The organism is Roseibium sp., from assembly GCF_965233565.1.
Classification (GTDB): domain Bacteria; phylum Pseudomonadota; class Alphaproteobacteria; order Rhizobiales; family Stappiaceae; genus Roseibium.
The window spans coordinates 3,602,496-3,627,040 of record NZ_OZ247494.1 but is presented as its reverse complement, the minus strand read 5'-3'; the positions used below and the strand labels follow the sequence as shown (position 1 = coordinate 3,627,040).

Sequence of the window (24,545 nt, the reverse complement as noted above, 5' to 3'; positions counted from 1 at the left end):
CTTCTCATGGAAGATACTCGTGTGGAACCCAGTAGATTGTCTCGCCGAGATGGTCTTTCCCGAGCGTATAGTTCCGGGTGTCGTTCTCGTTGGGCGGACGGGAAGTCATTTTGCCGGCTATGTATTTGATCCGTTTCCCGTTTTCAGTCATGCCGACGCATTCTCTCGCCTTGCCCGGCTCGTAGTAGCTCAGTTCGTTGCTCCGGAGCACGTTCTCGAGCATCCGCTGGCTGGTGGTGATCCACTGCCGCAGGCGGTCGAGCTCGCAGGCCGGCATCTGGTCGGGACGGGAGATCTGATTGAATGTGTAGCCCAGGAACGGTGTCTTGATCGGTCCGGGCAGGAAGCCCCCCCTCTGCAGGTATTTGTCGATGGTTTCGTCCAGCATTTCCGGCGGCGGCATTTTGAGGACCGTCGCCATTGAATTCCGAAGCGCCATCGACATCGCTTCCCGTTCCTTTTTCCGACCTGACACATCTGCGACGTCTTCGAGATGGTCGAGCAGTTCAACCCATTCGTCGAGGCGGTTGTAGTTCATCCAGGCTTCCAGAACCGGCTTCTCCGTTTTCGGCACATACATGTCGAAGACGCCGTCATAGATCCGCTGCCGGCAGGTTTCCTCGCTGTCCTGGCAGGCCGTTCGGCGCAGCATGTTCCAATAGAGGACCGGTACATCCTCATTCTCGCGCTGCAACCGCTTGATGATGTTCTCAAGAGCGGCCCCGCCGCGCAGATCGATCAGGATGTCGTTGACGATCTCGGGCCGCGCGACGGACTTGATGCTGCCGATGATTTTGTCGAGCATGTTTTCAATGGAGGACGAGCCACCGCCGATGTCGAAGAAATAGTCCGACATGCGCGGCCTGGGTGAATTGCTGTCGTGATCCCTGGCTAGAACCTCGCTGATAAGGTATTCGCCATACAGCCGGTATTCTTCCCAGGATTCATGATATTTTTCAAAGGACCGGTCGCTCTTGAACTCCCGCCTCGGACGCTTGGGGGTCCGAAGGAAATAAAGGGTGACTTTGTCGAGTCCCAGGAGCTTGGAGAGGACTTCGTCCGGATAGAGCGGTTCATGCCCGCGCTTTGCCTGCACCTCGGGATCGTAACCGGCATCGCTGATGACAAAGATCAGTTTCTGGCGATTAGGACAACCGATAATGTCTCTGGCCGCTGTCTTCAGGCCGCCGAGCAGGTTTTCGTCGAAGTCATCCTTGTCATCCACGGTGGTCTGAATGCTCTCCAGACGACGCTCGAACCTTTCGCGTTCCCGCCGCCTGACTTCCTTGTTGTCGCTGTCGCATTCGGTATTGCCGAGCTTGTAGGATTCGTCGATCCCAGCCGCACCACCCTTCTTGGAATCGCGGAACACCCGGAAACCAACACGAATGCTTGAGCCGCTCCGACGCTCCTCGATTTCGCGAACGATTGTTCGGATGACGCCGGGGCGGGATGCGGTCCCGCGGATGCCGTCGATGAACGGCCCCATGCTCTTGGTGCCGTCGATCAGGAAAAAGACATCGATCTGGTTGAAGGACCGGATCTTTTCCTCGTCAATGCCCTCCGTCTCACTCGGATTGATTGAGAGGCTCGAAAGGGCCTGTCGAGAAATCCGCAGCTTGCCGTCCTCGCCCACTTCACCGGCGATGCCGGAGGCTGCACCGGCGACCTTGTAATGGGTGTCCGTCACCTCAAGCACCGGCAGGCGAAGGTTGCTCTTGAACCAGGAATTGCCGCCAAGGATGGGAATGCACTCGGCGCCGGGTTGGAGACTGTCATACCCGCAGATGCTGCCGACGGACCCGTCGCCGTTTTTCAGATTCTCGTTCGGCCTGAGGCCGATGGCCCAGTTCCAGTTCAGCACGTTCTTCTTGTCGACCCAGCCGACCAGCTTCTTCTCGGAATTGGACAGGTTGAAATGCTCGCCCAACAAGAAGGCGTTGGGTGCTTCGCCGTAGATCAGATAGGTCCGGAAGCGGGACAGCTTGCGCTCGCTGGTGCCCGGGGTTTCTTTCAGTTCAGGTGTGCGAAACGCCGTGATCGCCTGCACGACGCCGTCCTGCCGCTCAGTGGTCTTGGTCCGGATAAGGGCCTTGCGTTCCAACCTGGTGGTTTCGTCGATCAGCGGATAGCGCTGGCAGTGAAGATCGGTCCGGTCCATCCAGTAGGCGTTCTGATCGTTGCCGAAAATGAAGCTGACCGAGACCCGTTCTTCCGGAAGCTCATCCAGGGTTTCAACTTCGACAACATTGGCAAAATCGGAGAACGCCGCTTCGAAAACCACCTCCTGCCCGCTCTGGTTCCGATAGACGGGTGCATTGTGCCGCAAGATGCGCACGGCATGACCATCCTCCAGATATTCAACCTTCGTCTGGCCGCCGAACTTCTCGATGAAGCTGAAGTCCCGGCAGTCGCCGGTCACGGTAACTTTTCCGGCGGACGCAGCCTGACCGGATAAAAGAACACTTGCGAAAATAGCCCCTATGATCGCGGAAAATTTCATCCCTGCACCATCCAGCTTTATTGGTTCGACATTTGCTTGCTCGGCGCGCTGATTGATTCAACCAACTGCGCCTTGGCGTTGTCGCCGTCTTCCCTGATCTCACGGCATTGAAATAGGTTGCCGCCAAACCACTCGTCCCATTGCCGGCACTTGCCCAACGAAACGACATTGATCTGAAGCTTCTTGTTTTTCAGCAAGGCGAAAATGCCGCCTGTGTCTTCGACGTAAAACCGCTCCCGGCTGCTGTCGACGAGATAAATGAACTGCTGCAGTTCCTCGTGTTCATTGAGTTCACGATAGAGTTTGTTGACGTCGGCCGTCGGCCGCATCGAGCTGACCTCGAACTGAAACCGGTTGACGATTTTGTTCACTTCCCGGACACGCCGTTCCTCGCCGAGAGCGGCAAGACTGCGCCAGGTGCTGTTTTCCAGAATGTGAGAAAGATTGCGGTTGCCATCCAGATAGGCGACTTCGAGTTTCGGCAACGGCGATTGTGTGGCCGCCTGCGTGATCCACTCCCGCAAGGCGCGCTTGATCCGGTTGCCCACCTTGCGGTCCTGAAATCCGCGGGACGGCGAGATAACCAGCAGTTGCTGCTCGCCGGCCTGTTCGAACACCCTGTAGGAATACAGCAGCTGTTTCTGATCGGCACTTGCAAGCTCTAATCGTGCCCTCGTGCAGGGCGAGATCGGATAGCCGTCCCGCATCAGTTGCGTGACCGCGGTTTCCGGAAGCGTTGCCGGATTTTTCTTTTGAAACTGGTAGGAAACCGGCGTGGCGGTTGCACCCTCGCCGAGAACAGAGGTTTCGCAGTCTTCCATGGATGAAAAAACGGCGGTCTGCACACCATCCGGCGAGAACCCGGCTGTTTCAATCAGGTTGAACGACGGATATTGGACGACAGGTGCGGGCGGTGCCGCATCCGCCGCTGCCCCTTCCGGGGGAGCCGTGTTTTGATCCACCGGCGTGCCGCCGGCCTCAACCTCCTCTGGCGGAGGCTGGCGCGCCATTGCAAGTTGTTGTTCGCCGGTTTCCGGCGTTCCGTTGGCGCGGTCAGTGGCTTGCGCGACGGCATTGCTGGGCTGCTGGTCCCTGTTGAGGTCCCAACCGCCGCCCTCCTGCGTAGACCCGGTTGTTTCGGTGCCTTGCTGCCGGTCTGCAATAAACTGCTCTTTCGCCCGTTCTTCCGCCCGTTCTTCCAGCCCTCGTTGGAGTTGTTCAAATTGGAGCCGTGTCATTCCGACACGGTCTTGCTCGGAGTAAGTTGGCCCATAGGCGTCTATCTGGTCTTCCCTAATCTGGTCCAACTCGACTTGTTTTTGACGATCTGGATCCAGCGCCTCCGCTTCGCGCCCCTTGTCCGTTGGTTTTGTGCGGGGGAACACAGCGTGAGGCGGCAGATAAAGGACCCTCGCGTGCCAGTCATCGTCGACCGCGGCAAAATCAAATTGGGTGAACGGTTCGGAAACCGCATCGTCCGGAAACTTGAATGGGATAACCAGAGGTGGGCTGAAAAAACCGGTGAGTGTCTTCTGGTGAAGCCGGAAACTCTTGTCATTGCGAAACGATGCAAAAGGATTGATTTCAATACCAATTTCACTCAAGTCACGAGTTGGAAGGTTTGCAATTGAACCGCTTCTGGCTGTGCAGGGATCTTGTTTTGTCTGGAGGGCGGACTTGATCGGGTCACAAATCCAGGGCGCTATGAACCGGAAACGCGTTGGCGTGTTACGTGTCGGGAGTAAACCTGAGGTATTGCTTGGACTACCGTCCGCGTTCTCGACATCCAGCGCTATGCCAATCTGCGACCACCAGCTGTCGACACCTGCGGAAAGGGCAGCTTCGATCTTCGCTCTGATTTTTTCGTTGCGTGCGGACCAGAGGGCACGGGCAATGAAATAAGCCGAGACGGTTTTATCGCTGCCGGGAGTGTTAATGTCTTCGTTCACGTAGCGAAGATTGGAAGAGCCCTTCAGAGCCAATTCAAATGATGGAAGAAACGCCTGTTTCGGAACGGTTCCCGAAAGCGTTTTGGTTTCATTTTCTGCAATTGATGCCGCAAGGTCTATTTCGTCACAGCGTGGCCGGATTTCGATCCTGGATTGCTCCGATGTCGAATTGGGTTGACCCGCAGCCAGCGCCCAATATTGCGGCTCGGTGTTGTCCTGACCGTCTAGCAGGACGACAGCAGGGTAATACCTCCAGGAAAAATGGAAAACTTTCGCGTTTTGACTTTTTGTGAACGACATGGCCTCGAATTCGGAGCCAGGTTGCTGGTTGGCGTCCAATCTACGCGAAGACGTGTTGGCGCCGAAAATAGCAAAACCGATCTGTTGCTTTCTATTACCTTTGAGGTTCTGGAACGCATCAAAGCGCTCTACTTTAAGGAATTCACTCTCGTTCGTTTTGTAAAAACAATGATTTAAGTCTATTGGCTGATCGAGCGCGACGAAGGTTTCAACATAGCGTTCATTGATGTCGACGCTGGACGATGAATATTGCTGCTCTTCAGCCGAGCAACCGCCGACGCCTGCACCAAAAATACCGACCAAAAAAACTGTTCGAAGACATGGCCGTAAAGCGGCGTGACTGCATGACCTCAGGAATGCACGTTTAGATTCATGTAAATAGGTTTTACAAGACATTGAAATTGTCTTGTCTAAAAACGCGCGCAAATTATTAACGATGCATGTAAACATGTCAATATTTTAGACTTTGTTCCTGGTTATCCGCCCATGAAAGTTGCGAGCCAAAATGTCATTAAAATGCAATAAAGAAAATAAGCCCCAACTCGCGTAAAACTCTACACGTGCTTTTGCAATGTCGCAAGCTGAATCAGATTCTTTCTTGCTTGCCATAATTTTAATTGAAAATGTGGCGAAGGATATATAATGTCCCTCTCGGTAATTTTCGTATTTGCTTGAATTGTGGCGAAGCTGTCACATTTCTTCTTGTGGGGGTTGCGTATAATGCGTTCTTTCAAGACTCTTTTGATGAGTATTCACCGGGATCAGGCTGGCCTATCGACCGCAGAGCTGATGATGCTCGCCGCATTTGTTCTCATACCGGTGATCATTGCCGCCGGCGTGTTTGGAAGCGATATCCTGGAAGCGCTCAGCGGCGGTGTCGGTGATGCCGATGATGCGAGCGGAAAAATTGAATACAAGCGAGGCTAGTCAGGTCTGGTTGAACTCCGGCGTCCAGTGAGAAGGAGCTCGTCGTGAGGGGGCAGGCATTGATGAAGTGCGTCCGCCGATTTTTGCGTGACCAGCGTGGCATGGAGGTTCCGACCTTGATCATGCTGATGGCATTTGTGGGGATTCCGCTGATTATCGCACTGACCCAGTTTTCCGAGGACATTCTCGGGATCCTCAGCAGTGCCGTGGACCGGCTCCGGCCGGGCGATTGACCCGCCTGGAAAATGCCAGGGAAGTGATTGGGAAGTCAGCCTTAGCAGGGTCGGCCCCACGGTTGACCGGTTCTTCGGGAATGCGTTTCGGCAGGGCGCGTAGTGAAATTGTCTCCTGCCAGGTGGGATGAAGTGGAAGATGTTTGTGCAGGGTTTGGGCCTACAGGTTGATGCGGCACTGGTCGTCTGTCTGGCGGTGGCTATCGCTGCCGCGATCACGGACTTGCTGACAGGTCGCATTCCCAACCTGCTGACCTATCCGGCCATTCTGATTGGGCTGGGCCTGGCCGCCTGGCAGGGTGCGCCTGTTTTCTTGGGCCATCTGGCGGCGGGGCTGATTGCGGCGATACCGTTTCTGCTTGCCTTCCTCTATGGCGGCGGTGGTGGTGGTGATGTGAAAATCATGGCCGCCGTCGGCGCGCTGATCGGGTTTCCGGGCATTCTTCCCGTCATGGCCCATGCGCTCCTGGTAGGGGCTGTCATGGCGGTGATCGATGTTGTGGTTCAGGGCCGGTTCAAGGCCGTGCTGCAAAAGGCCAGGCTGTCGCTTTTGTTGCTGCCCTTTGGGCCACGGCAGGCGCTTGGACTGAACCCGGTGGACTTGTCCGAAGCTGCAGGCACTGAAGTTGTCCCGGAACGGGCAAAAGGCGGCGTCAGATTTGGCATCGCCGTTGCACTTGGCCTGATTTGGACCTGCCTGCCGGTCCGCTGGCACCTGCCGGGCGTTTAGGAGGGCTGCGATGACCGCCGTTCTGCCGTCGACCGGAAACGCCTTTGTCGAGGCTCTGCTGCGTTCACCGACCTTCCTGCCACAATTGGCGACCTTGAGCGTACCCGTCTTGGCCCTGATCGTTGCCTTTGGCGGCCTGCTTGTCATGCGGCGTCGCCGGGCCGGGACCCGGCCGCTGGCCCGTCTGCATCGCGAGACGGAAGGGGTGGCACTGGCGGCTGATCTGGTTCTGGTCATGGCGCCGTTCATGGTGCTGGTCATGGTGCTGCTGCAGACCATGTGGATGATGCGGGAGACCGTGCTTGTCCACTACGCGGCCTACACGGCTGCCCGCAGCGCTCGTGCCCATGCCTGCCCGCCGCTCCCGGAAAACGGCCAGGTCTTTCTCCTTGAACGGCTCGGGCGCCTCGGTTGCACGAACGACTGGAACCGAGCGGAGACGGCCGCCCGTTATTCGCTGATAAGCGCGTCACCGGCCTGGGGCATCCCTTGTCAGGGCGCTTGCAGGATTCCCGAACAGGTGCTTTCGGCGATTTCCGGACCGACTGGCGTCAGTGCGCAGCTTCCGGCCTTGCTGGACCAGGCCCGCTATGCGTTCGACAGCGACAATGTCCGGCTGGATGTGGGGTTCGACCCCAAATACCTGCTGATTGGTGCGCGACGGGGCAGCGTCCCGCCGATAAGGGCGCGGGTAACTTTCCGCCACTATGTCCTGTACGGCCTTGGTCCGGCGATCGGAACACGTCGGCCGGACGGTTATTTTTATCGTGAATCGGAAGCGGAGGTGACGCTGTTGTGACCTCTGCATTCCCCGGCATCCGTTCATTGCATCAGGATCGCACTGCGGCGCTGGCGCCGCTCTACGGTTTTATTCTCTTGTTTTTCGCCTGGGGCATGGCGACGACCCTGAACACGGGCGAAGTCGCCTACGACAAGATCCGGACCCAGAATGCGGCGGATGCGCTGGCGCTTGCCCACGCGGAACAGGCAGCCCGCGACCTGAACGTTATGTCGATGAACAACATGGCGCTGGTCCAGATGCTGACCGTGAGTGCCGTCACCTTCACCCTTATGGAAACCCTGGCAGACATTCAGCTGCGTGCGGCGACGGCCCAGGTAAAGATTGTCCGGTCAGCGGCCAGCAAGTGCGGCATCAATCCCTATTGCTGGGCTCTTCACGCGGCGATCTCCATGCAGGTTCTGACCACGCAGATCAAAGCCTTGCAGGTGTATTTGCGGTATCGGCCGGAGAAAGGCTTTTCGACGTCGCAGCGCATGATCGACGGCCTCAACCGGATGAACGACCATCTTGTGCAGTCCTTCCCGCGCCGGTCCGGGGAGATCATGAAGCTGCTCATGAAAGAAAACCGGATCGACAGCGTTTTCACTTATCCACCCTGCCGGCGCGGTGGCGGTAGCGATTGCCGCGGCGGCGTGGATGAAGGCGGCGATCTGCCTGTAGAACGCGGCGCGGTTCAATCCGTTGCCGCACATATGGAAATTTGTCGTGGCGCTGAAAAAGGCGCGGATGGTGATCACCGGCAGGATTACACCGTACACGGATATCCGCGCGGAAAAGGGCCTTACACGGCCGGCGGCAGCAGCGGAAAACCGCATTTGCGCGATCACGTGGAAGCCGAAACCGGCCTGTCGTGGATGTTGCCCTTCTTCGGCGAGGCAACCCTGCGGTTCTGGGATCCCCTGATCCGGTTTGGCAGCACCAAGTACCGCCAGCGGCAAAAGGCGCGGGACAATGATTTTACCCGCCGGATGAACCGCAACTGGACAGCGGTCTGCGGTGGAATGGGCGGTGTGACCTCAAGCGTGCTCGGAGCCGTTTTCAAGTTTCCGAAGCCCTATTGGCTCAAGGGCCGTCCCGAGGCGACCGTGCTGGCACCCGTTCTCGGGCCGATGGCTCAGGACACCGACAAGCTGGCCTTTCTGATCTTGGCCGCCAAGGAACGCGGCCCGCGCTTCAACCCGGAGGAATTTGGCGAGCGCAGCCACCCCTACCACGCCTATGCGCAGGCGATGGTCTACAATCCCGTGTCCTACGACCTGTTCACATCAAGGTGGAAGGCGCGTCTCGTGCCGGCGAAATTCATGGATCAGCCGGGCCAGGTGGCGGATGCCCTGCGCAACAGCACGGGCGCGGGACAGTTCCGGATTGTCTCGGAAATCATCCTGCGTGCACGCGGTTCCCGGCAATGGAGCCAGGTCAATGCGCATTAACAGGCTTCACTCAGACGATCGCGGCTTTGTCGCGTCAGCAGAACTGATCCTGGCGGCACCGCTGTTTTTACTCTTCTGGGTGCTCATGTGGGACCTGGGCATCCTGCAAAGCGCAAAGCTGAACCTGGTGGTGTCCAACAGGACAGCGACCTTCATGAAGGCGCAGCATGACTATTGCCTCCCGTCCGGAACGCCGCAGGCGGCTGTTTCCGGCAAGACGGACGTCGCCTTTCCTGCCTGCCGCCGGCGCAGCTGGTCCGGCGCCGATGCGTTCTGGTCCGAATTGGACCGCGCCGGCAGACAGAACATTACGCGGGATGTGCGCCGCGCCACGGCCCCGGGCCTGATTGAAAGCCGCCAAACCGCGCTGTTCCGGTTTCATCCGGAACTGGAGTGGGGGCGGTACCGCATCCCCGACCGGTTCGCCGTGATGGAACCGGTGACCTACACCAACGAGGATCCCGCCCTGGCAGGAGGCTATGACCGCGTCCTGAAAGACCGCCTGTCCAGCGGTCATGGAAGCCTGATCAGACTTTTCCCTGGACTGTTTCCGGGGGCGAACCGATGAAGCCGATCAGATTTGTCCTGGCGCTTGGCGCGTTTTTCATTCTTGCGGTAACGGCCGGCCACGGCCTGTCCCTGTTGAACGGTCAGATCGTCGAGAAGGAAACGGCGGGTGTTGCGGGGGGCTTTTCGCAAAGCGCCTGGGTACAGGAACTCGCTGCGGCCTTGCCGGACGATCATGCCAGGGATCTTGCGTTTGGCGGTTACGAGGTGGCCGAGACCCGATGGACCGAAAGCGGCCGGCGGCCTCAGGTCGCGGCACTCATCGAGAAGGGCCTGAGCGGGAAGCTGGCAACCTGGCAGGCGGCACGGCTGGAAGCCTTCGACGGCGCCGCCGATCTTCTGCTGGACGACCTTGCAAAGCCGTTCCGGCTGGACGGTCCGGACTGGAGCGTTGTCGGCGTCTCCATGGTTCCGCGCGGGTTCGAAGACACCGCCTTCGAGACGTTCACCGATCTGGCACAACGGCCGATGACGGCGACCGCGGTCGTTTACACCCTGACGGATGGAGATCTTGGCAAGACCAGCGTCACACTGAGCCGGTTCGACCTGTCCGTCCCGCTGGAGAGGCCGGACTTGCCGGCGGAAAGCGGCGGTTTGCAGCTGCTGGCGGGGCAGGCGGAACTCTATCGCTACCAGGAGCCCGGGCAGGCGGAAAACAGGCAGGTCATCGTTCGCATCAGTCCGGACACCTTTGAACGGGTGCGGGCAGACCGAAGCCGGGCTTTGAGCGCCGCCGGAAGTGCTTTCCGCTCGCAGGACGAACTGCCCGGACAGCAATGGGCGGTCACCCTGGCCGAAGATGCCGGGGTCACCCGGCGCACGCGCCTGGTGGCATCCCCGGATACCGGGATGACCCTGGAGATTTTGGAAATTTTAAGAGCTGCAAGCAAAGTAGGTGACCTATGAGCGTCCTGAGATGGGGAGCTGTGATTTTCCTGGCAGTGCTGACGTCACTGTCCGCCTGGTTTTGGACAAGTCAATACAAGGCCGACCTGACCTCGGCGCGCTTTTTGAAACTGAAGAACAACGTTGCCCTGATTGCCGGTGAAACCGTGCTCGAGGACGACATGATCGAGGTGGCCGAACTCCCGAAGAAATTCGCCTCGGACCTGTCCGCTTTCGCCATACCGGTCACCTATCGCAAATCGATCGTCGGATTGCGGGCCATTGACGACGTTCAACCGGGTTCGCTTCTGTTCTACCAGTCCTTTTCACCCGAAAACGGCACGGATTTGACCGATCAGCTCGCACCGGGCAAGCGCGCCCTGACGCTTGCGGTCAATGTCGAGAGCACGGTGGGCTATTTTGTTCGCCCGGGCAGCCGGGTCGATCTGCTGGGAACATTCGTCGTGCCGTCGGAAGACCCGCGCGATGTGCTCGATCCGCGCCTTGCCATGCAGACCCGCGTGCTTCTTGAGAATATCAAGGTCCTGGCCGTCGGCTCCGCGAGGGACTTCCCGGAATACCAGCGGATTTCCTCAAGGGGCTACGGTTCCGTGACCTTCGAACTGACGCCGAAACAAGCCAACCTGGTGACCTTTGCCCAGCAGCAGATGACGGCGCCGCTCACGATGGTGCTGCGCCGGGACGATGACACCGCGCTGGTGGACCTCAACACGACAATTGTCGACTGGGAGGTCTTCAACGACAAGCCGGTGGAGCAGTAGCATGGGGCACGGCTGCTCACTCTTGATCCAATACACTTCGGACCGGGCTGCAGAGTCGTTTCAGCTGGAGCGCAAACGCTATGCCGTTGGATCGCGTTTCAGCGAACTCGATCTGGAGCGGGGCGAGATTCCGCTATACGGACGGGATATCTCGGCAATCCAGTTCTACCTGGACGCGGATGAGCAATCGGATAGCTGGTTTATCGAACCGATTGGCACGACGGAAACCTTTCTGGGCAGTCTCCCGATCGGCGGGGGGCAAGACGACGAACGCATAGAAATCAAGGACGGTCAGCACGTCCAGGTGCCCGGCGCCCGCATTCAGTTCAGATCTATCGGAAGCCTGGAGAACCTGTCTGGGCAGGCGGCGATCGACGCCTGTATCCAGATCCAGGACCGGATCCATGACGAAGTCTTTCAGGAGCTTGCGCTCGAACCGGCAAGCCACGAAAACGGCGAGGAGACCGTGGAAACCAGGTTGCGTCTCCTGAAGGCCGTGACCCGCAAGACCGAACAGGTGCTGGCAAATGCTCCCGAAGAAGTCCAGAAAGCGGCTGTCGCGTCGGCTTTGCGTTTCTCGCTGCTGCGCGCCATAGCGGGCTCCTCGATCGAAATGGCAGCGGTTTCCAGATATGACGAAGGCCCGCCACGGCCCGGTCAGTTGAAATCCCGGACTGCGGATCTCAAGCGCCAGCTCAACCTGACGCTGACCGAAGCATCGGCGGAAGAGGACACGCTCAAGTTGGACGACGGTTTCGCCATGGCCATGGAGCGGGAGTTCCTGTCGATGCCGGTCGGCGACAGGCGCGCCATCGCGCAATGGTTCATGGCCTCGAACATCTGGAACTCGATCTTCCACTTCGGTCCGGTGACCGAACTGATGGAACTCGATATCGTCTCCGAGGTCATGGTGGTCCGCTACGACCGGATCTATATCGAACGCTTCGACAAGCTTGAACGCTATCCCTACAGCTTCTCCACGCCGGAAAAGCTGATGGTGATCCTGAAACGCCTGGTGAACAGGGACGGCCGGGAAATCGACCGCACCAATGCGATGGTCGATTTCAAGTTGCAGGACGGTTCGCGCGTCAACGCGATTATCGACCCCCTGTCCAGAAACGGGCCCTGCGTCACGATCCGCCGTCACCGCAAGCAGCAGGTCATGAACCTTGAGGTGTTGAGTGAAATCAAAAAAAGTCTTAGCCCGGGCATGGCGCGGTTTCTTGGCAGCAGCGTCCTGAGCCGGAAAAACATCATTGTTTCCGGAGGGACGGGTAGCGGCAAGACCACTCTTCTGAATGCGCTGTCGGCCTATGTCCCGAACGGTCAGCGCGTCGTTACCATTGAAGACACGGCGGAATTGTCGCTGGCCAACCAGCATGTCGTGTCCCTGGAATCCCGGCCTGCAAATGCGGAGGGAGAAGGGGAAGTGGACATCCGCAAGCTGGTCAAGAACGCGCTTCGCATGCGCCCGGACCGGATCATCGTCGGTGAATGCCGCGGCGGCGAGGCCGTCGATATGCTTCAGGCGCTCAACACCGGCCATTCCGGGTCGATGACCACCGCGCATGCCAACGGGACCGCCGAAATGCTGATGCGCCTGGAAGTCATGGTTCTTCAGGGCGAGCCGAACCTGCCCATTCGCGCGATCCGGAACCAGATCGTCAGCGCGGTCGATATCATCGTCCAGCTGGAGAAGGTCCGTTTGCCGAGCGATCCCGAGCGCAGCAAGAAAATCGTCACCGAGATTGCCGAAGTCGTGGATATTCACCCGGTTACGGGAGAGATCATCGTCGAGCCCATTTTTTTGTTCGACGGCTTTTTGAACGGGGATGTTCCAAAGTTCCGGTTTTCTGGATACCTGCCTTCATTTGTCGAAGAAATAGACGATGCGGTCAGGTCCTATTCGGAATCCGGAAGCATTGGGCAGGATCTGGACCTTGAAGACATCTTTGCCCTGGAGTCCGGACGATGAACGATATCAGCTTGTGGGTCTTTGTGCTTGGCTGCGGCCTGACAATTGTCGCGGGCGCCTACGCGCTGGCGACCGGTGCCGAAGATTCCGAAGACGTCGTGGTGCTCATCTCCCGCTCGAAACGGTTCGGTTTGATCGGCGAGTGGCTGGGCATTTCCGCCGTTCTGGCTCTATGGGCCTATCTTGCCGTCCAGATTGTGGTGCCACTCGTCTTCCTGTTGTGGCGGCCACCTTTCGCGGTGATGCTGTTCATCCTGGTCCTCGTTGCCTTTGTGACACTGCCGGGCTGGCTGAAAGCCATCCTGCACAAGCGCAAGCTGAAACTGTTCGAAGAGCAATTGCCGCCGTTCACGGACCAGCTGGTGTCTTCCGTTCGCGGCGACGTCCCCCTGCTGGTGTCGATCGAGACCGTTGCCCCGAGCCTCAACGAGCCTCTTCGGACGGAAATCGCGAAACTCGCGGAAGAGGCGAACAAGGGCCGTGGCGGCGTCGATCTTGCGATTGAAAATGCGCGCAAGCGCTACAGGAGCAGCAATTACTCGCTCATTCTGTCCGTCATCCATGTGTTCTCGCGGCGCGGCGGCGACCTGATTGAGCCGATGCAAAAGATGTCCGTGTCCTTCAAGGAGATTTTTCGCCTTGAGAAGAAGCTCGAAACGGCCATCGCGGCTGCACGGAATTCCTTTTGGATCATGAACTTCGGGCTCTTCGCGATCATTGTCATCATTTCGTTCGCGAAACCGGAAATCATTGATGAGATTTTTGAATCCGCCCTCGGGATTTTGCTCTTCTTCGTAGGAATCTGCGTCTACGGATTGGGGGTCTTCATTCTCCGCGAAATGACAAAGGTGGAAGTGTGATGGAGACAGTATTTGTCCTGTGCGCGGGCCTGACCGGGGGCCTTCTGGCCTGGACCGTCCTGTCGGTCGATTTCCGAAAGGCCATGACCGGCGACTTGAAATCTGAAAATCCGGTCGACCGTTTCCCGCTGAGCCGCCCGATTGTCAACTCCCTGGCTCCGCTGCTGCGGAGACTGCTACCGGAATCCATGGCGCGCCTAGAACGGCACATGGTGCTCGCCGGCAGGCCCTATGGAGGCGTCGGCGCCGCCGAGTTCCTGTCGCTCGGCATTCTGCTGTCGCTGGTCTCTGTGATTGTGTTCGGCGCGATGATGAGCATCTCCGACATTGGTACGGGCACCAAGCAGCTGCTTCTCCTCATGAGCCTTGTGCTGCCGCTGCTCTGGGCCATCACGTCGATCCGGACCGCCTATGTCAAACGGACCCGGGACCTCGACAACCAGTTTCCGTATTTTCTCGACTTTCTGGTAATGATGAAGGAGGCCGGTGACACGCTCCCCTCCGCGCTCGAACTTTATGTCGCCGCCTCGCCGAAAATGGCGCTCAGCGATGCGATTTCAGTGGTGGTCCGAGGCACGAATGCCCACAAGGAGGGACTGCACGGCGCTATTCGGGATTTCATCGACACGTGTCCGTCCGAGATCGGCCGTTCGACGCTGCAATCGATCCTGCGGTCGGAGAACATGGGCGCGCGCAGCACGGCGATGCTGCGTGACATCTCCCGGGATCTCAGGGAAAAGCGCTACGAGAAGGCGGAAAAAGCGGCGGAGGCGCTGAAGGCGCGGTCCATGTTCCCGATGGTCATCATGTTCGCGGGAACCTTCCTGATCATCCTGTCGGGAAGTCTCGGCAAGATGTTCACCGGATTGCCGGGGTGAGATGCGGCATGTTTCAATCCCAAAAACCTTCTGTTTCCTGCGTCACGCCGTCCGGCAAGACCATCGCGGCCCGGATTAAGGGCGAATTCTTTGTCATCGGCTCGTCCAGCGAGGCGGACCTTCGGATCAATGCTCCTGACGTCGCTGACCGGCACGCGCTCATTCGGCGTGTCGACGGACGATGGGTCGTCCAAGTCGAGGGGCTGAATCCCGTTTCCATCGACGGTGAATTGCTTACCGGCCGGGACAGGATTTTATCGTCGGGCGACAAGCTTGGCATTGCCAATCTGGAAATAGAATTCACCGATCCGGTGGAGGTAGCCGCGCGAGAGAAGGCAAGAAAAAAAGTCACCGACGAGGCCCGGAACCAGGAAAAGCCGACCACCGAACGTCCGATCTACCTTCTCCCCATGGCCTTCGGGTCGGCCACCGTCAGCTTGCTTTTGCTCCTAGCTCTCGCCTTGAAGGATCCGGACACAAAGACAGTTGATTTCGGCAAGATTTCGACCGGATCCATCGAGGCGGCAGTCAGCGAATTGCCGGCCTGTCTTGCGGCCGCTGCCGAACGCCGCGCCGGGACCCCGGGGCAAAGGGAACTCGATCTGCGCAGCCCCTACAGCCTGCTTTCCAGAGAGCTTCAGGCCACGGGGCAAGACGGCAGTCCGAAGGACATTTCCGCCTTCCAGGCAACGGTCCGGCGGAAACTGGACGAAGGCATGCGGGCGGAAACCGAACTGAACGACAAACCCATGGCGCGCGACGCCTACCAGCAGGTCCGGGAGCTTGTTCCGGATCTCCGATGCCCGGCCAACCTGCTGGCGTCGTCGCGGCTGGCCGAATTGGGCGGTTAGCCCTGACCGAGGAATTGAACGATGACCAATGACGACAACAACGGGAACGGCTCCGTCAACGAAACCGGTACAACCGGCGGTGCGGTGCCGCATCTGACGATGGGCCTGGAACAGCGGTTCAGGAACAAGGTCAAGGCGCCCTACCAGACCCCCAATTTCTTTGTTCACCTGGTCGAGGACACGGGTGGCCATCGTCATGTCGTTTATCAGTCTCTTCCAAAATTGACCCGGCAGTCGGGTCTCCTGCAAACCATCCAGGCCAATCAGACGGCGGCGCGTCAGGCAAAGGACGAATATATCCACCAGAAGCTGGAGATCGTGGAGCCCGAGCTTGAAGGTGCTCCGTTTTATCTGGTGGAGTCGCTTGAAGGCGAGTCGCTTGGCGACCTGATCGAGCAGGAAGATCTGGATCAGGCAGGTGTCGTCGAGATTGTCGCCAGTCTGCTCAAGGCCCTGAAATCGGTTCACAATGCCGGTCTCGTCTACGGCTGCATGGACATCGATCAGATCCGGGTGATCAAATCCAACAACGGAAGATATGTGAAGCTCGGCGGTCTTTACCGGATCCACACACCTGACAACCCTGTCCGGCTGGGTTTCAATCCGGAATTCAACGCTCCCAACGCCCCCGAGGGAGAACCGTTCTGGCTGCCGGAGGACGACATCTATGTCGTAGGCTTTATCGCCTACCGGATGTTTGTCGGGCGCGTTGCCTATCAACACAGTTTCCAGTCGGCCCTGGAAGCGTCTCCGGAAAACCGCATTGATGCCTGGCAGACCATTCACGACAGCAAGGGGCAGATCGATCTGCCGCAGGACGTCAAGCCGGACCTGGCCACGCAATACCAGGACTGGTGCCGAACCGCGCTCATGTTCGACCGCGACCAACGGTTCGAAAATGCCTCCGACGCACTGGATAAACTCGAGGAAGCCACCAAGAACTATGAGGAAGAACAAAGGCTTGGAAATTTCCGGCGCTCCACCGGAGCCTTTGGGGGAGGCGGCCGCGACGGTGAACTTGTCTCCACCAAGAAAGACAGAGTTCCCAGATGGGCCTTCTATGCAGGGGCCGTAGCTTCGGTGGCGGCCTCCTCGCTCCTGCTGATGTTTGTCTTTCGCGGCCCGAGCACCGAACAGATGCAGGTAATGGACGCGCAGCGCGCCGCTGTGCGCGCGGTCATCGACCAGAACCTGGCGGATTTTCTGAAGCTGCAAAACACGAGCCCGCTGGCGGAGCGGTTCTTTCAGGGCATCGAAACGTTCAACAAGGCCCAAGACAGCTATCCGCCGTCGCGGGAGGACTATGACGCCGTCCATGCAATCTATGAACAGGCGGGCGCGCAGACCGAAGAAGCGCTTGCCGATTATGCCGCCTTGCAGAAAACGGTATCCGAGGGCGCTGAAACCGTTTCTGATGGCTTGAGCCGGCTGCGGGAGCTGCTTACGGACGCCGCTCCGCAGCTCATCGAACTCGAGGCGCGCAAGCAGCTTACGGACGAGTTGCGCGGAAACGGCCAGTTTGTGCGCGCTTCCATGGCGCTGGAGCCGCTGGCGGAGGATATCGATGCGCTGGTATCGGATCAGCAAATGCGCAGGGACGAAACCCTCGCGGCTCTGACCGCGTCCCACAGCCGCAGGGATGAACTGCTTCAGGCCGGTATCGATCAATTGGCCGGCGACAACAGTCTCTACGTGAAATTTCGAAGTGCGACCGGCGTGATTGACGCCGCGGAGGATCTGATCTCCCAACGCAAGTGGACCGATGGCCTGTCACAGCTTGCAATGTCCCAGGAACAGCTGGAAGGCGTTCTGGAAGGCATGGCTGCGCTCCGCGGTACTGTTGTGGAGCTTTCGGAAACGGCTCGGGCTGAGCTTGACACGGGCCTGGCCCTTTCGGTGGAGGCAGCGCCTGAGGCCGCCGACTTTAGCGCCCGGTTTGAGGACGCGCTGGAGCAGACCGCCGGGTACAAGCTGGACGCGGCCCAGCAGACGCTTACTGACCTGATCAATGGTCTGAGCATCTATAATTCGCAGCGTCTGATGTTGCGCGATACGGCCAAGGACGTCCTGACACGCGCTGCGGAAGTCGCAAAGAATGTCGGCCCTCTGGCGCGGCCTGACGAGAATGCGCCGGTAACGACGGCGATGCTCAAACTTGCCTCCGCCGAGAAGGCCCTCGCCGAACGGAGATTTGCCGATGCCGAAACGCTTGGTGCCGGCGCCGAAGCGGATCTGCGCGCTATCCTGAAGACCTTGAGGCAGCTGCAGACTGACGCCCTGAAACTGCAGGAGGAGCTGGCTGCCGCGCGAAAGGCCCCCGGCCTGACCGCGGCGGAGGCGCTTTCGGAAGGTCATCGCTTGCGCGCGCAGCTGGCCGTTGTGGCCGAACACGACAGCCGCGCGCGCGCCAACCTGGAAAACCTGCGCTGGGCAGAGGCTGCCGCCGATTTTCAGCGAGCCCTCGGCGAAACCGGGAAGATCATGGATGGGGTCCAGGAACTGAAGTCCCGCACGGCGACACTGCTTTCTGATTTCAGCAAGAATATCAAATCATTGCGGGATGCGAACGGTATTTCGGATAGTCGCGCGTCGGACTTAAGGAACACATTGGGGGCGATCGAAAAATTGTCCGGGCAGAACAAGTACGATCTCGCTCTGGAAGGTCTTGAGGGCGTGCGCGAGGACATTGCGGCCCTGCAATCCCAGTTGCCGAAAAATTTGGAAACGCTTGAGCGGCTCGGGACGCAGCTTGCGCAGTCCAGGGACAAGCTGTTGCCCATCGCCCTTGCATTTGGCGAGGACACCCCGGTGCGCCGCAACGCGGAGCAGATCCGGCAGGACATTGCGGCTCTTCGCGACGGAGCCGCCGCCATGACGGTGGGGGCGCAGATCGCCGCTACGACAACGGTGATCGACGCTTTTGGCGAACTTGACAAGGCCATCGAAACCGTTCGCGGCGACGCGGAACAAAATCTTGCCAGGCTGGACACGGCCATCGCCGATGCGCGCGGCTACCTTCCGGAAGCGGACGGCGCCTTGCAGCGTGCCATGGCCTCTCGCGCGGAAGGAGGCCGCGCCCTGGACGCCTTCCGCTATGACGTGATCGTCGATCAGGTCCAGTCCGTGCAAAGAGACCTTGCCGCAGCGATCGAGGAGGCCAAACGAAACGCAGCGGATTTCAATAGTCTGAACCGGAAAATGGTGGAAGACATCTCCGACACGACCAGAGAGTTCGGCGAATGGGTCCTTGAACTCGACTCCTATGAAACCGTGAAGTCGCTGGCCCGAGCGGCCGAGAAGGCTGAACAGATACGGGATTTCAAGGTCGCGGCCGCACAGGCACGCGACGGTGTGGCAGCCGTGGGTATCTGGATCGAGGCGATTGCCGCTGTGCGGACCGACATGAACGCCGCGGCTGAAGCCAGCGCGGATGCCCGGCTGCGAGCGGAAGAGGCAAGCGCGGTCGACACCAAATCCTATCAGGAGGCGTTGCTTGCGCTTGACCTTGCGACCGCGGCCCGCGAGGAAGGGCGCTTCCTGCCGGCGCAAAAGAACTTCAGGCGCAGCGCGGCTGCGTTTCTGGCGTCCGTTTCCGAACAGCAGGACAATGCGGCCGAAGTCGGTCGCATCCGGGCGTTGCTGACCAACAATCTTGAACCAGCGCGCGCGCTCATGCCGGACAACGACACCCTGATTGCCGAAGTCGAGCAGGCCCTCACCCAATCCAACGACCCGATCAAGGATGGATCGCTGACCCGCCGGAGGGAATTCAAGACGCTCGAGGACCGGTTCGTCAGCCGATTCAACGAAGTTCACGCGCAAAGCAAGCGCTATACGGACAACCTGGCGGGTCTCTTGAGCCGCTACCAGGCTCTGGAACGCGCCGGAGGCAAGGCCAGCTCGAAATTCGAGGCCATCGAACAACAGCTGACCACGGCAAGTGGCTATTCGGAGCAACGGCGCTGGATCGAGGCCCTCGACGCCCAGAGCCGTGCGGACCTGGCGTTGCGGGAAATAGAAACAGCCATCAAGGAAGGGCGCGTGCTGGCCTGTCCGGGGCCGGACGCGGATACCGGCACCCGGTTGGTTCCGGCTGAAACCTACAAGATCCGGGCAAATTCGATTGTCGGGCGCATTGCCAAGCATGCTGTCGACTATGCGCTTGAATCTATGCCGACGCCTCTGACCGCGACGGTCTCAAATCCCTATTGTATCTCGATGCGCCAGGTCACCGTTGCCGAGTTCAACACTTTCGTGGACGAAACCGGCTGGTCCACCGAAGACCGGGACCTTGTCATGAGCAGTTTCAAGACGTCGCTGCCGTCGGATGGCGATGAAGTCAGCTATGTCAGTTACGACGACGCAGAGGCCTATGCGGCCTGGTATCGCGAGAAAACGGGCAAGAACTATCAGCTGCCAACGGTGAAGCAGACGCTGGCAGCGGCTGCCTTCGCAATGAAATCAGAGCCGCGGATTCATGAAATCGTCAATGGTATCGGCGACGAGGCCCGGGAATGGACGCGTGAAATCTGCCGCGGCAACAGCTTGGTGGTCACGGGCGTGGTTGGCAGCGGCAACAACCGGCGCTTCGCCCAATGCCTGGAACGTGGCGAACGTATCAGCAATATCGGCTTCCGTCTGGTCATCGTCGAGGATTAGGTCACGTTGCACGTGCCCGTCGGCACCAACCGGCCGGAACCGGAAAGTGGAAAGCGAGGCAGGAGATGACATTCGGAAGAAGCGCGGCTCTGAAGGCAGGCACGACAACACTCGCGGTGCTGCTTGTCACCCCGATTGCCGTTGTTGCCGCGTCCCTGACGGATCGGCAGGGCGAACGGACAGGAGAACAGGTGCGGGAGCCGGCCGGCGCCGAACGCCGTTTTGCGCAGAGTGAACCCTTCAAGACGTTCCACCGTTACGAGAATTTCGATCTTACATCTTCCCCTTTCCGGCAAATCGACCTGGCCACCTATGATGAATGCGAGCAAGCCTGTTCCGAGGCCTCTTCCTGCACGGCTTATACGTTTGACGAATGGAACAGGCTTTGTTTTCTAAAAGATCAGGCCGGCGATTTACTGCTCAATGCGCGCAGCGTGAGCGGGGTGTTAGAACAAGAGGATCAGCCGAGTCGTTCCAATCGGGTGGTAGAGGTGGAAATCTTCCGGAACCGGTCCTTCGCCGACACCGGTTACGTTGCGAGACCAGCGGGCAGTTACAAGCAATGTATCGCCGTTTGCGAAGCGGATGAATACTGTTTCACCTTCACCCATGTGTCCTCGAAAAACGAATGCCGCATGTATGAGCGATCCGGCGAGTATTATCCGCGAAAAGGTTACATTAGCGGCGCCAAGAGGCAGAACTAGCCACCAGGAGAGTACCGCAAAGTGCGGGGCAATCAGGCAGCAATGGGCGTTTCATCTTGGGGTCAAAATCAGTCACTGACTGTCTTCCCGGTATTGTGTGAAGTCGTCAGCTTATCATTTTGTCTACAGGTAGCGGTTTCCTTCGGCAATCGGGCGGCAAGCTATGACTTGCCGGTCTGCTCACGGCCCCATTTCAGTCGTTCCAAAACCTGGACACGAGGGCAGATCATCGCCAGCACATTAGCTCGCGGACACCTCTAAAACCCTCTTTTTCACCGCCGCTCACAAAAACAGGCTACATAGATGACTTTTGAATTGTATGTTTATCTTCTACTTGTTGGCGCTGTCTTAAGCCATGTTCTTCGATCGCACTGAATTCTAGAAACATTCGGAATTCTGCCAAAACTTCTTATTAAAACACATATAATTCAACGGCTTGTCTGGATACTTGATCACAACCTTGCACAAATTCGGACGGGATTTGATATTCGGCGATAACTTTGGATATGCTTTAGGATAACTGAGAAATTTCACCTTTTTTTGGAATTAGGTAGGACGGCAAGATAGAGAAAGTACGGCACTTTCTGAATGCAGAACTCGTATAACACATTCATTTTGCAGATTTATTCACCTCTGGTTCAACGCGGCAATCTCCGTCACGAGAGGTTTGACCCGGCTTCAAGCATCAGTCTATGCTTGTGCCCTCCCCTAGATAGACAGAATTAAAGATGTACAACCAAGTCTTTGGATCGTAAAACAGGCCCTGTTAGCAGCTCCGACGGCCCTTATGTGGAAGTCAGGACCGTGCGAGCCTAGCGAACACCAAACCCGTCCTTTGACCGATCCGGGCGTCGCCAATACGATCTGACCAATGGCATTTCAGGACCAGGACCGTCAGGCCACCAAGGCAAAGGGTCCAATCAACCCAACCACGTTTATGCCGGGCTCTCAAGGTACGGCATTCGACCGGCAGGACTATCCGTGATGCGCTTTGAGGTCTGCGGGCGGCAGTCGCAGGGAGGACGGGAATACCAGGAGGATTCCTGGCTGATATCGACACCGGACACCGGTGCGGTCCTGAACGACAACGAGGGGGCTCCGCGCGAGACAGGCACGCCGTTGCTGGTGGTGCTGTCCGACGGGATCGGGTCAGGGGGACACGGCGACGTTGCCAGCCAACTCATCGTGACCAGTTTTCGGAACCATCTGAAGGACACCCGTTCCGTTTCAGCCGAGAGCCTTCACGCAGCGATCACCAGAACGGACAAGGATCTCGGCCGCCTCAAGAAGGACAAGGGATATGGCCGCTCCATGGGCGGCACCCTTGTCGCCGGCTGTTTCGACGGACACTCCCTGACCTTTCTGTCTGTCGGCGACTCTCATCTGTTCCGGTTCAGGGACGATGAAATCCACTACATGAACGAAAAACACCGTTTTGGCAGCGAGCAGGACGAACTTGCCGGTCTCGGCCGGAAAACCTGGCCGGACGCCTTGCGGCAATACGGGCGCTCCAGCATCACCTCGGCCGTCATCGGGAGCGGTATCGAGGTCTGCCAGATTGCCACGCGCGATGTGCGGCCTGGCGATCTTTACATCTTCGCCAGCGACGGCGTGGACACGATCGACGGAGAGCTGCTGCGGCGCCTGGTTTCGTCTTTTCGGGGCGCCAGCCAACCGGAAGCGCTCGACGCGCTCCTCAAGGCCGTCGATGAAACCGGCAAGATCACAGAAGGCGGTGAACATGACAATACCACGCTGGTCATGGTTCGCTGTGAGACCAGCGCGGCGGAATCCCGTGAAAACCGCTCCCCCGGATCAGCACTGACCGAGCAAACGGGTGCACCAGTGACCGACAATCGCGCGGCCTGGGCCTTTCGCCTGCCCGGTTTCGCGCTTCTTGTTGCCGTTATTCTGTTTGCTCTGCTCAGCCTTTCCTTCTGGCCTTCCATTCCGTTGTAAGGCGACCAGAAAAGGCAAGGCACGCGCAGCCTGACATGCAGTCATCACCAATGCCAATCAGCCGGTGTGCATCCGCCAGGTCAGGCAACCGGGGTGGGCAGCCAGGTTGGACAGCCAGGCTGGACGGGAAGTCAGAGTGCCAGTGGCCCGGGACTATTTGATGAGGGCTTCGCAGTTCGCCTTGATGGTGGCGATGTCGCCATTTTCATCCTGGACTTCAATCCGCAGGATCTTGCCTTCCGCGCTTGTCAGAATGGCCAGATTACAGGTGTCGGTTTTTGGCCTGACGATCTTGGAATAGGTCTTGGTGTTGGTCGAGGACCAGTAATAGACGAGGCGCTTGGGATCGGTCTGCTTGACGATCTTGCCGGTCGAATCCTTTTTCATCTTCTGTTCGAGACCGATCACCTGCTCCGGAGGACCGTAGGCTTCAAAAAAAGCCGCGGAACTCTGGCCGATATACTGGCTGTTCAGTTTCGGATTCTGACTGGATGACTGACAGGAAGCTGCAATGAGGGCTAGCACAAACGGCGAGCAGCGCCGTCCGAAGGTTCGGCAAAAAGAGGCAAGGCCACCTGTCACGGGCCCGTCCCACCTGTCACAAATGCCGCGCGTAGCCAGCCCTCCCAGGCGTCAGGAAATGGTCAGTTCCAGCGCCGGATGCAGGCGCTGCAGGTTGCGGAGCGATTTCGACTGCCAGGGAATGGACTTGGACCCCAGAACCCTGACGCCGATGTCCGGCTGCTTTCTGATTTCGATGGTGAATTTCGCGAGCAGGTTGATCCCTGAGCTGTTGAGAAATTCAAGACCGGTCAGATCCAGCGTGATGACTTCCGGCTTGGCTTCCAGAACCCCGTGCATGATTTCCAGGATCGGTGCATATGCATCCGTCCCGGACAGCCGCATGGTTCCTTCGTAGTGGATGTTGGATCCTTCAGTCCAAACGCGGTAATCGTTCGTGCTGATTTCCATTTTGGTCTCTTCCTTCGGAATATGTCAGCGATCAGGACAGTCGCAAAGAAGCATAGGTCGTTAACTCAACGCCTTCACTTACACGCTCGGACGCGAAAGACCAGCCCAATTTGGCACCGTAGTCACTCATAAGTGTGAGCAGGCCTAGTCCGGAACCTGAAGAATCCGGGTTAAGTGCGTTTTCCTCAATGCGTTCCAGCAGCAACTCTCCCGGCTCGCGGTCCAGCAATTCTTTCAAGTGCGCCTGAAACCGTTTGGCCGTTTCCGGATCAACGCGGTTCATGATCTGGATTTCAAACATGTCGGCATCGAGACTACTGTTGATCTCAATGTCGCCGCCGTAGCGGAACTTGATGGCATTTTCCAGAATTTCATTGATCATGTAGCTGATACTGTGGCGCGCATCGACTGCGTCAATATTCCGGCCGCAGGAGCGGCTGAAATATTCTCCAATGAAATCGGACGTGACGCCGCAATGATGCCAGCTCAGCTCCAGCGGTTCTGCCATTAACGTGAGGCCAAACCGCATTGCATTGCCACCATTGGCGGCGGCCGTCTCTCCAAAATCCTCGACCATGC

Annotated in this window: 20 protein-coding genes; 15 read left to right on the top strand and 5 right to left on the bottom strand. The window is 58.4% G+C overall.

Annotated features, from left to right (window positions below; all coding sequences use genetic code 11):
* Positions 1 to 4 precede the first annotated feature (4 nt).
* On the bottom strand, positions 5 to 2,422 hold the full coding sequence (locus tag ACO6TG_RS16700) for a hypothetical protein (RefSeq protein WP_422374230.1): 2,418 nt from the start codon (positions 2,420 to 2,422) through the stop codon (positions 5 to 7).
* Positions 2,423 to 2,520: 98 nt separating this feature from the next.
* The gene (locus ACO6TG_RS16695; protein WP_422374229.1) at positions 2,521 to 5,055 is read right to left on the bottom strand and encodes a hypothetical protein; all 2,535 of its coding nucleotides are present in this window, start codon (positions 5,053 to 5,055) and stop codon (positions 2,521 to 2,523) included.
* A gap of 441 nt (positions 5,056 to 5,496) precedes the next feature.
* Between ACO6TG_RS16695 and ACO6TG_RS16690 the strand changes: the two genes are divergently transcribed.
* The 15 genes from ACO6TG_RS16690 to ACO6TG_RS16620 all read left to right on the top strand — a co-directional run bounded on the left by ACO6TG_RS16690 (position 5,497) and on the right by ACO6TG_RS16620 (position 22,994).
* On the top strand, positions 5,497 to 5,679 hold the full coding sequence (locus ACO6TG_RS16690) for a hypothetical protein (RefSeq protein WP_422374228.1): 183 nt from the start codon (positions 5,497 to 5,499) through the stop codon (positions 5,677 to 5,679).
* Positions 5,680 to 5,741: 62 nt separating this feature from the next.
* Positions 5,742 to 5,912: a Flp family type IVb pilin gene (locus tag ACO6TG_RS16685; protein WP_422374227.1), complete on the top strand. Its 171-nt coding sequence runs from the start codon at positions 5,742 to 5,744 to the stop codon at positions 5,910 to 5,912.
* Between the two features lie 139 nt (positions 5,913 to 6,051).
* Positions 6,052 to 6,642, top strand: a complete 591-nt coding sequence (locus ACO6TG_RS16680) for a prepilin peptidase (protein ID WP_422374226.1) — start codon at positions 6,052 to 6,054, stop codon at positions 6,640 to 6,642.
* A 10-nt stretch (positions 6,643 to 6,652) separates the two neighbouring features.
* Positions 6,653 to 7,441: a TadE/TadG family type IV pilus assembly protein gene (locus tag ACO6TG_RS16675; protein ID WP_422374225.1), complete on the top strand. Its 789-nt coding sequence runs from the start codon at positions 6,653 to 6,655 to the stop codon at positions 7,439 to 7,441.
* Positions 7,438 to 8,874: a hypothetical protein gene (locus ACO6TG_RS16670; RefSeq protein ID WP_422374224.1), complete on the top strand. Its 1,437-nt coding sequence runs from the start codon at positions 7,438 to 7,440 to the stop codon at positions 8,872 to 8,874. Before ACO6TG_RS16675 ends, ACO6TG_RS16670 begins: the two co-directional genes overlap by 4 nt.
* Complete coding sequence (locus ACO6TG_RS16665) at positions 8,864 to 9,442, top strand: hypothetical protein (protein ID WP_422374223.1); 579 nt, start codon at positions 8,864 to 8,866, stop codon at positions 9,440 to 9,442. The genes ACO6TG_RS16670 and ACO6TG_RS16665 overlap by 11 nt, the downstream gene beginning before the upstream one ends.
* Positions 9,439 to 10,347: a hypothetical protein gene (locus ACO6TG_RS16660; protein WP_422374222.1), complete on the top strand. Its 909-nt coding sequence runs from the start codon at positions 9,439 to 9,441 to the stop codon at positions 10,345 to 10,347. Before ACO6TG_RS16665 ends, ACO6TG_RS16660 begins: the two co-directional genes overlap by 4 nt.
* Positions 10,344 to 11,108: a Flp pilus assembly protein CpaB gene (gene cpaB, locus ACO6TG_RS16655; protein ID WP_422374221.1), complete on the top strand. Its 765-nt coding sequence runs from the start codon at positions 10,344 to 10,346 to the stop codon at positions 11,106 to 11,108. The genes ACO6TG_RS16660 and cpaB overlap by 4 nt, the downstream gene beginning before the upstream one ends.
* 1 nt (position 11,109) lies before the next feature.
* A complete protein-coding gene (locus tag ACO6TG_RS16650) occupies positions 11,110 to 13,083 on the top strand; it encodes a CpaF family protein (protein ID WP_422374220.1) in 1,974 nt (657 codons plus the stop codon).
* The gene (locus ACO6TG_RS16645) at positions 13,080 to 13,943 is read left to right on the top strand and encodes a type II secretion system F family protein (protein ID WP_422374219.1); all 864 of its coding nucleotides are present in this window, start codon (positions 13,080 to 13,082) and stop codon (positions 13,941 to 13,943) included. The genes ACO6TG_RS16650 and ACO6TG_RS16645 overlap by 4 nt, the downstream gene beginning before the upstream one ends.
* Entirely contained in the window at positions 13,943 to 14,821 is an 879-nt protein-coding gene (locus ACO6TG_RS16640) for a type II secretion system F family protein (protein ID WP_422374218.1), read from the top strand. The genes ACO6TG_RS16645 and ACO6TG_RS16640 overlap by 1 nt, the downstream gene beginning before the upstream one ends.
* A gap of 8 nt (positions 14,822 to 14,829) precedes the next feature.
* Positions 14,830 to 15,672 carry an FHA domain-containing protein gene (locus tag ACO6TG_RS16635; RefSeq protein ID WP_422374217.1) on the top strand — a complete coding sequence of 281 codons (843 nt, stop codon included), beginning with the start codon at positions 14,830 to 14,832 and terminating at the stop codon, positions 15,670 to 15,672.
* A gap of 21 nt (positions 15,673 to 15,693) precedes the next feature.
* Positions 15,694 to 20,331: an SUMF1/EgtB/PvdO family nonheme iron enzyme gene (locus tag ACO6TG_RS16630; protein WP_422374216.1), complete on the top strand. Its 4,638-nt coding sequence runs from the start codon at positions 15,694 to 15,696 to the stop codon at positions 20,329 to 20,331.
* Between the two features lie 116 nt (positions 20,332 to 20,447).
* A complete protein-coding gene (locus ACO6TG_RS16625) occupies positions 20,448 to 21,035 on the top strand; it encodes a PAN/Apple domain-containing protein (protein ID WP_422374215.1) in 588 nt (195 codons plus the stop codon).
* Between the two features lie 984 nt (positions 21,036 to 22,019).
* A complete protein-coding gene (locus tag ACO6TG_RS16620) occupies positions 22,020 to 22,994 on the top strand; it encodes a PP2C family protein-serine/threonine phosphatase (protein ID WP_422378897.1) in 975 nt (324 codons plus the stop codon).
* A 153-nt stretch (positions 22,995 to 23,147) separates the two neighbouring features.
* Here the strand turns inward: ACO6TG_RS16620 and ACO6TG_RS16615 are convergent, their stop codons facing one another.
* Genes ACO6TG_RS16615 through ACO6TG_RS16605 form a run of 3 tightly spaced genes read right to left on the bottom strand, consistent with a single transcriptional unit; the run spans position 23,148 to position 24,543 of the window.
* Positions 23,148 to 23,576 carry a hypothetical protein gene (locus tag ACO6TG_RS16615; RefSeq protein WP_422374214.1) on the bottom strand — a complete coding sequence of 143 codons (429 nt, stop codon included), beginning with the start codon at positions 23,574 to 23,576 and terminating at the stop codon, positions 23,148 to 23,150.
* A gap of 51 nt (positions 23,577 to 23,627) precedes the next feature.
* Positions 23,628 to 23,966 carry a slr1659 superfamily regulator gene (locus tag ACO6TG_RS16610; RefSeq protein ID WP_422374213.1) on the bottom strand — a complete coding sequence of 113 codons (339 nt, stop codon included), beginning with the start codon at positions 23,964 to 23,966 and terminating at the stop codon, positions 23,628 to 23,630.
* Positions 23,967 to 23,997: 31 nt separating this feature from the next.
* The gene (locus ACO6TG_RS16605) at positions 23,998 to 24,543 is read right to left on the bottom strand and encodes a slr1658 superfamily regulator (RefSeq protein WP_422374212.1); all 546 of its coding nucleotides are present in this window, start codon (positions 24,541 to 24,543) and stop codon (positions 23,998 to 24,000) included.
* Between the last annotated feature and the right edge of the window lie 2 nt (positions 24,544 to 24,545).

Bases quoted from the DNA above. Each gene is read 5' to 3' on its own strand.
- ACO6TG_RS16690 (WP_422374228.1), top strand. From the start codon at position 5,497: ATGAGTATTCACCGGGATCAGGCTGGCCTATCGACCGCAGAGCTGATG.
- ACO6TG_RS16685 (WP_422374227.1), top strand. From the start codon at position 5,742: ATGAAGTGCGTCCGCCGATTTTTGCGTGACCAGCGTGGCATGGAGGTT.
- ACO6TG_RS16680 (WP_422374226.1), top strand. From the start codon at position 6,052: ATGTTTGTGCAGGGTTTGGGCCTACAGGTTGATGCGGCACTGGTCGTC.
- ACO6TG_RS16675 (WP_422374225.1), top strand. From the start codon at position 6,653: ATGACCGCCGTTCTGCCGTCGACCGGAAACGCCTTTGTCGAGGCTCTG.
- ACO6TG_RS16665 (WP_422374223.1), top strand. From the start codon at position 8,864: ATGCGCATTAACAGGCTTCACTCAGACGATCGCGGCTTTGTCGCGTCA.
- ACO6TG_RS16660 (WP_422374222.1), top strand. From the start codon at position 9,439: ATGAAGCCGATCAGATTTGTCCTGGCGCTTGGCGCGTTTTTCATTCTT.
- cpaB (WP_422374221.1), top strand. From the start codon at position 10,344: ATGAGCGTCCTGAGATGGGGAGCTGTGATTTTCCTGGCAGTGCTGACG.
- ACO6TG_RS16650 (WP_422374220.1), top strand. From the start codon at position 11,110: ATGGGGCACGGCTGCTCACTCTTGATCCAATACACTTCGGACCGGGCT.
- ACO6TG_RS16645 (WP_422374219.1), top strand. From the start codon at position 13,080: ATGAACGATATCAGCTTGTGGGTCTTTGTGCTTGGCTGCGGCCTGACA.
- ACO6TG_RS16640 (WP_422374218.1), top strand. From the start codon at position 13,943: ATGGAGACAGTATTTGTCCTGTGCGCGGGCCTGACCGGGGGCCTTCTG.
- ACO6TG_RS16635 (WP_422374217.1), top strand. From the start codon at position 14,830: ATGTTTCAATCCCAAAAACCTTCTGTTTCCTGCGTCACGCCGTCCGGC.
- ACO6TG_RS16630 (WP_422374216.1), top strand. From the start codon at position 15,694: ATGACCAATGACGACAACAACGGGAACGGCTCCGTCAACGAAACCGGT.
- ACO6TG_RS16620 (WP_422378897.1), top strand. From the start codon at position 22,020: ATGCGCTTTGAGGTCTGCGGGCGGCAGTCGCAGGGAGGACGGGAATAC.
- ACO6TG_RS16610 (WP_422374213.1), bottom strand. From the start codon at position 23,966: ATGGAAATCAGCACGAACGATTACCGCGTTTGGACTGAAGGATCCAAC.
- ACO6TG_RS16605 (WP_422374212.1), bottom strand. From the start codon at position 24,543: ATGGTCGAGGATTTTGGAGAGACGGCCGCCGCCAATGGTGGCAATGCA.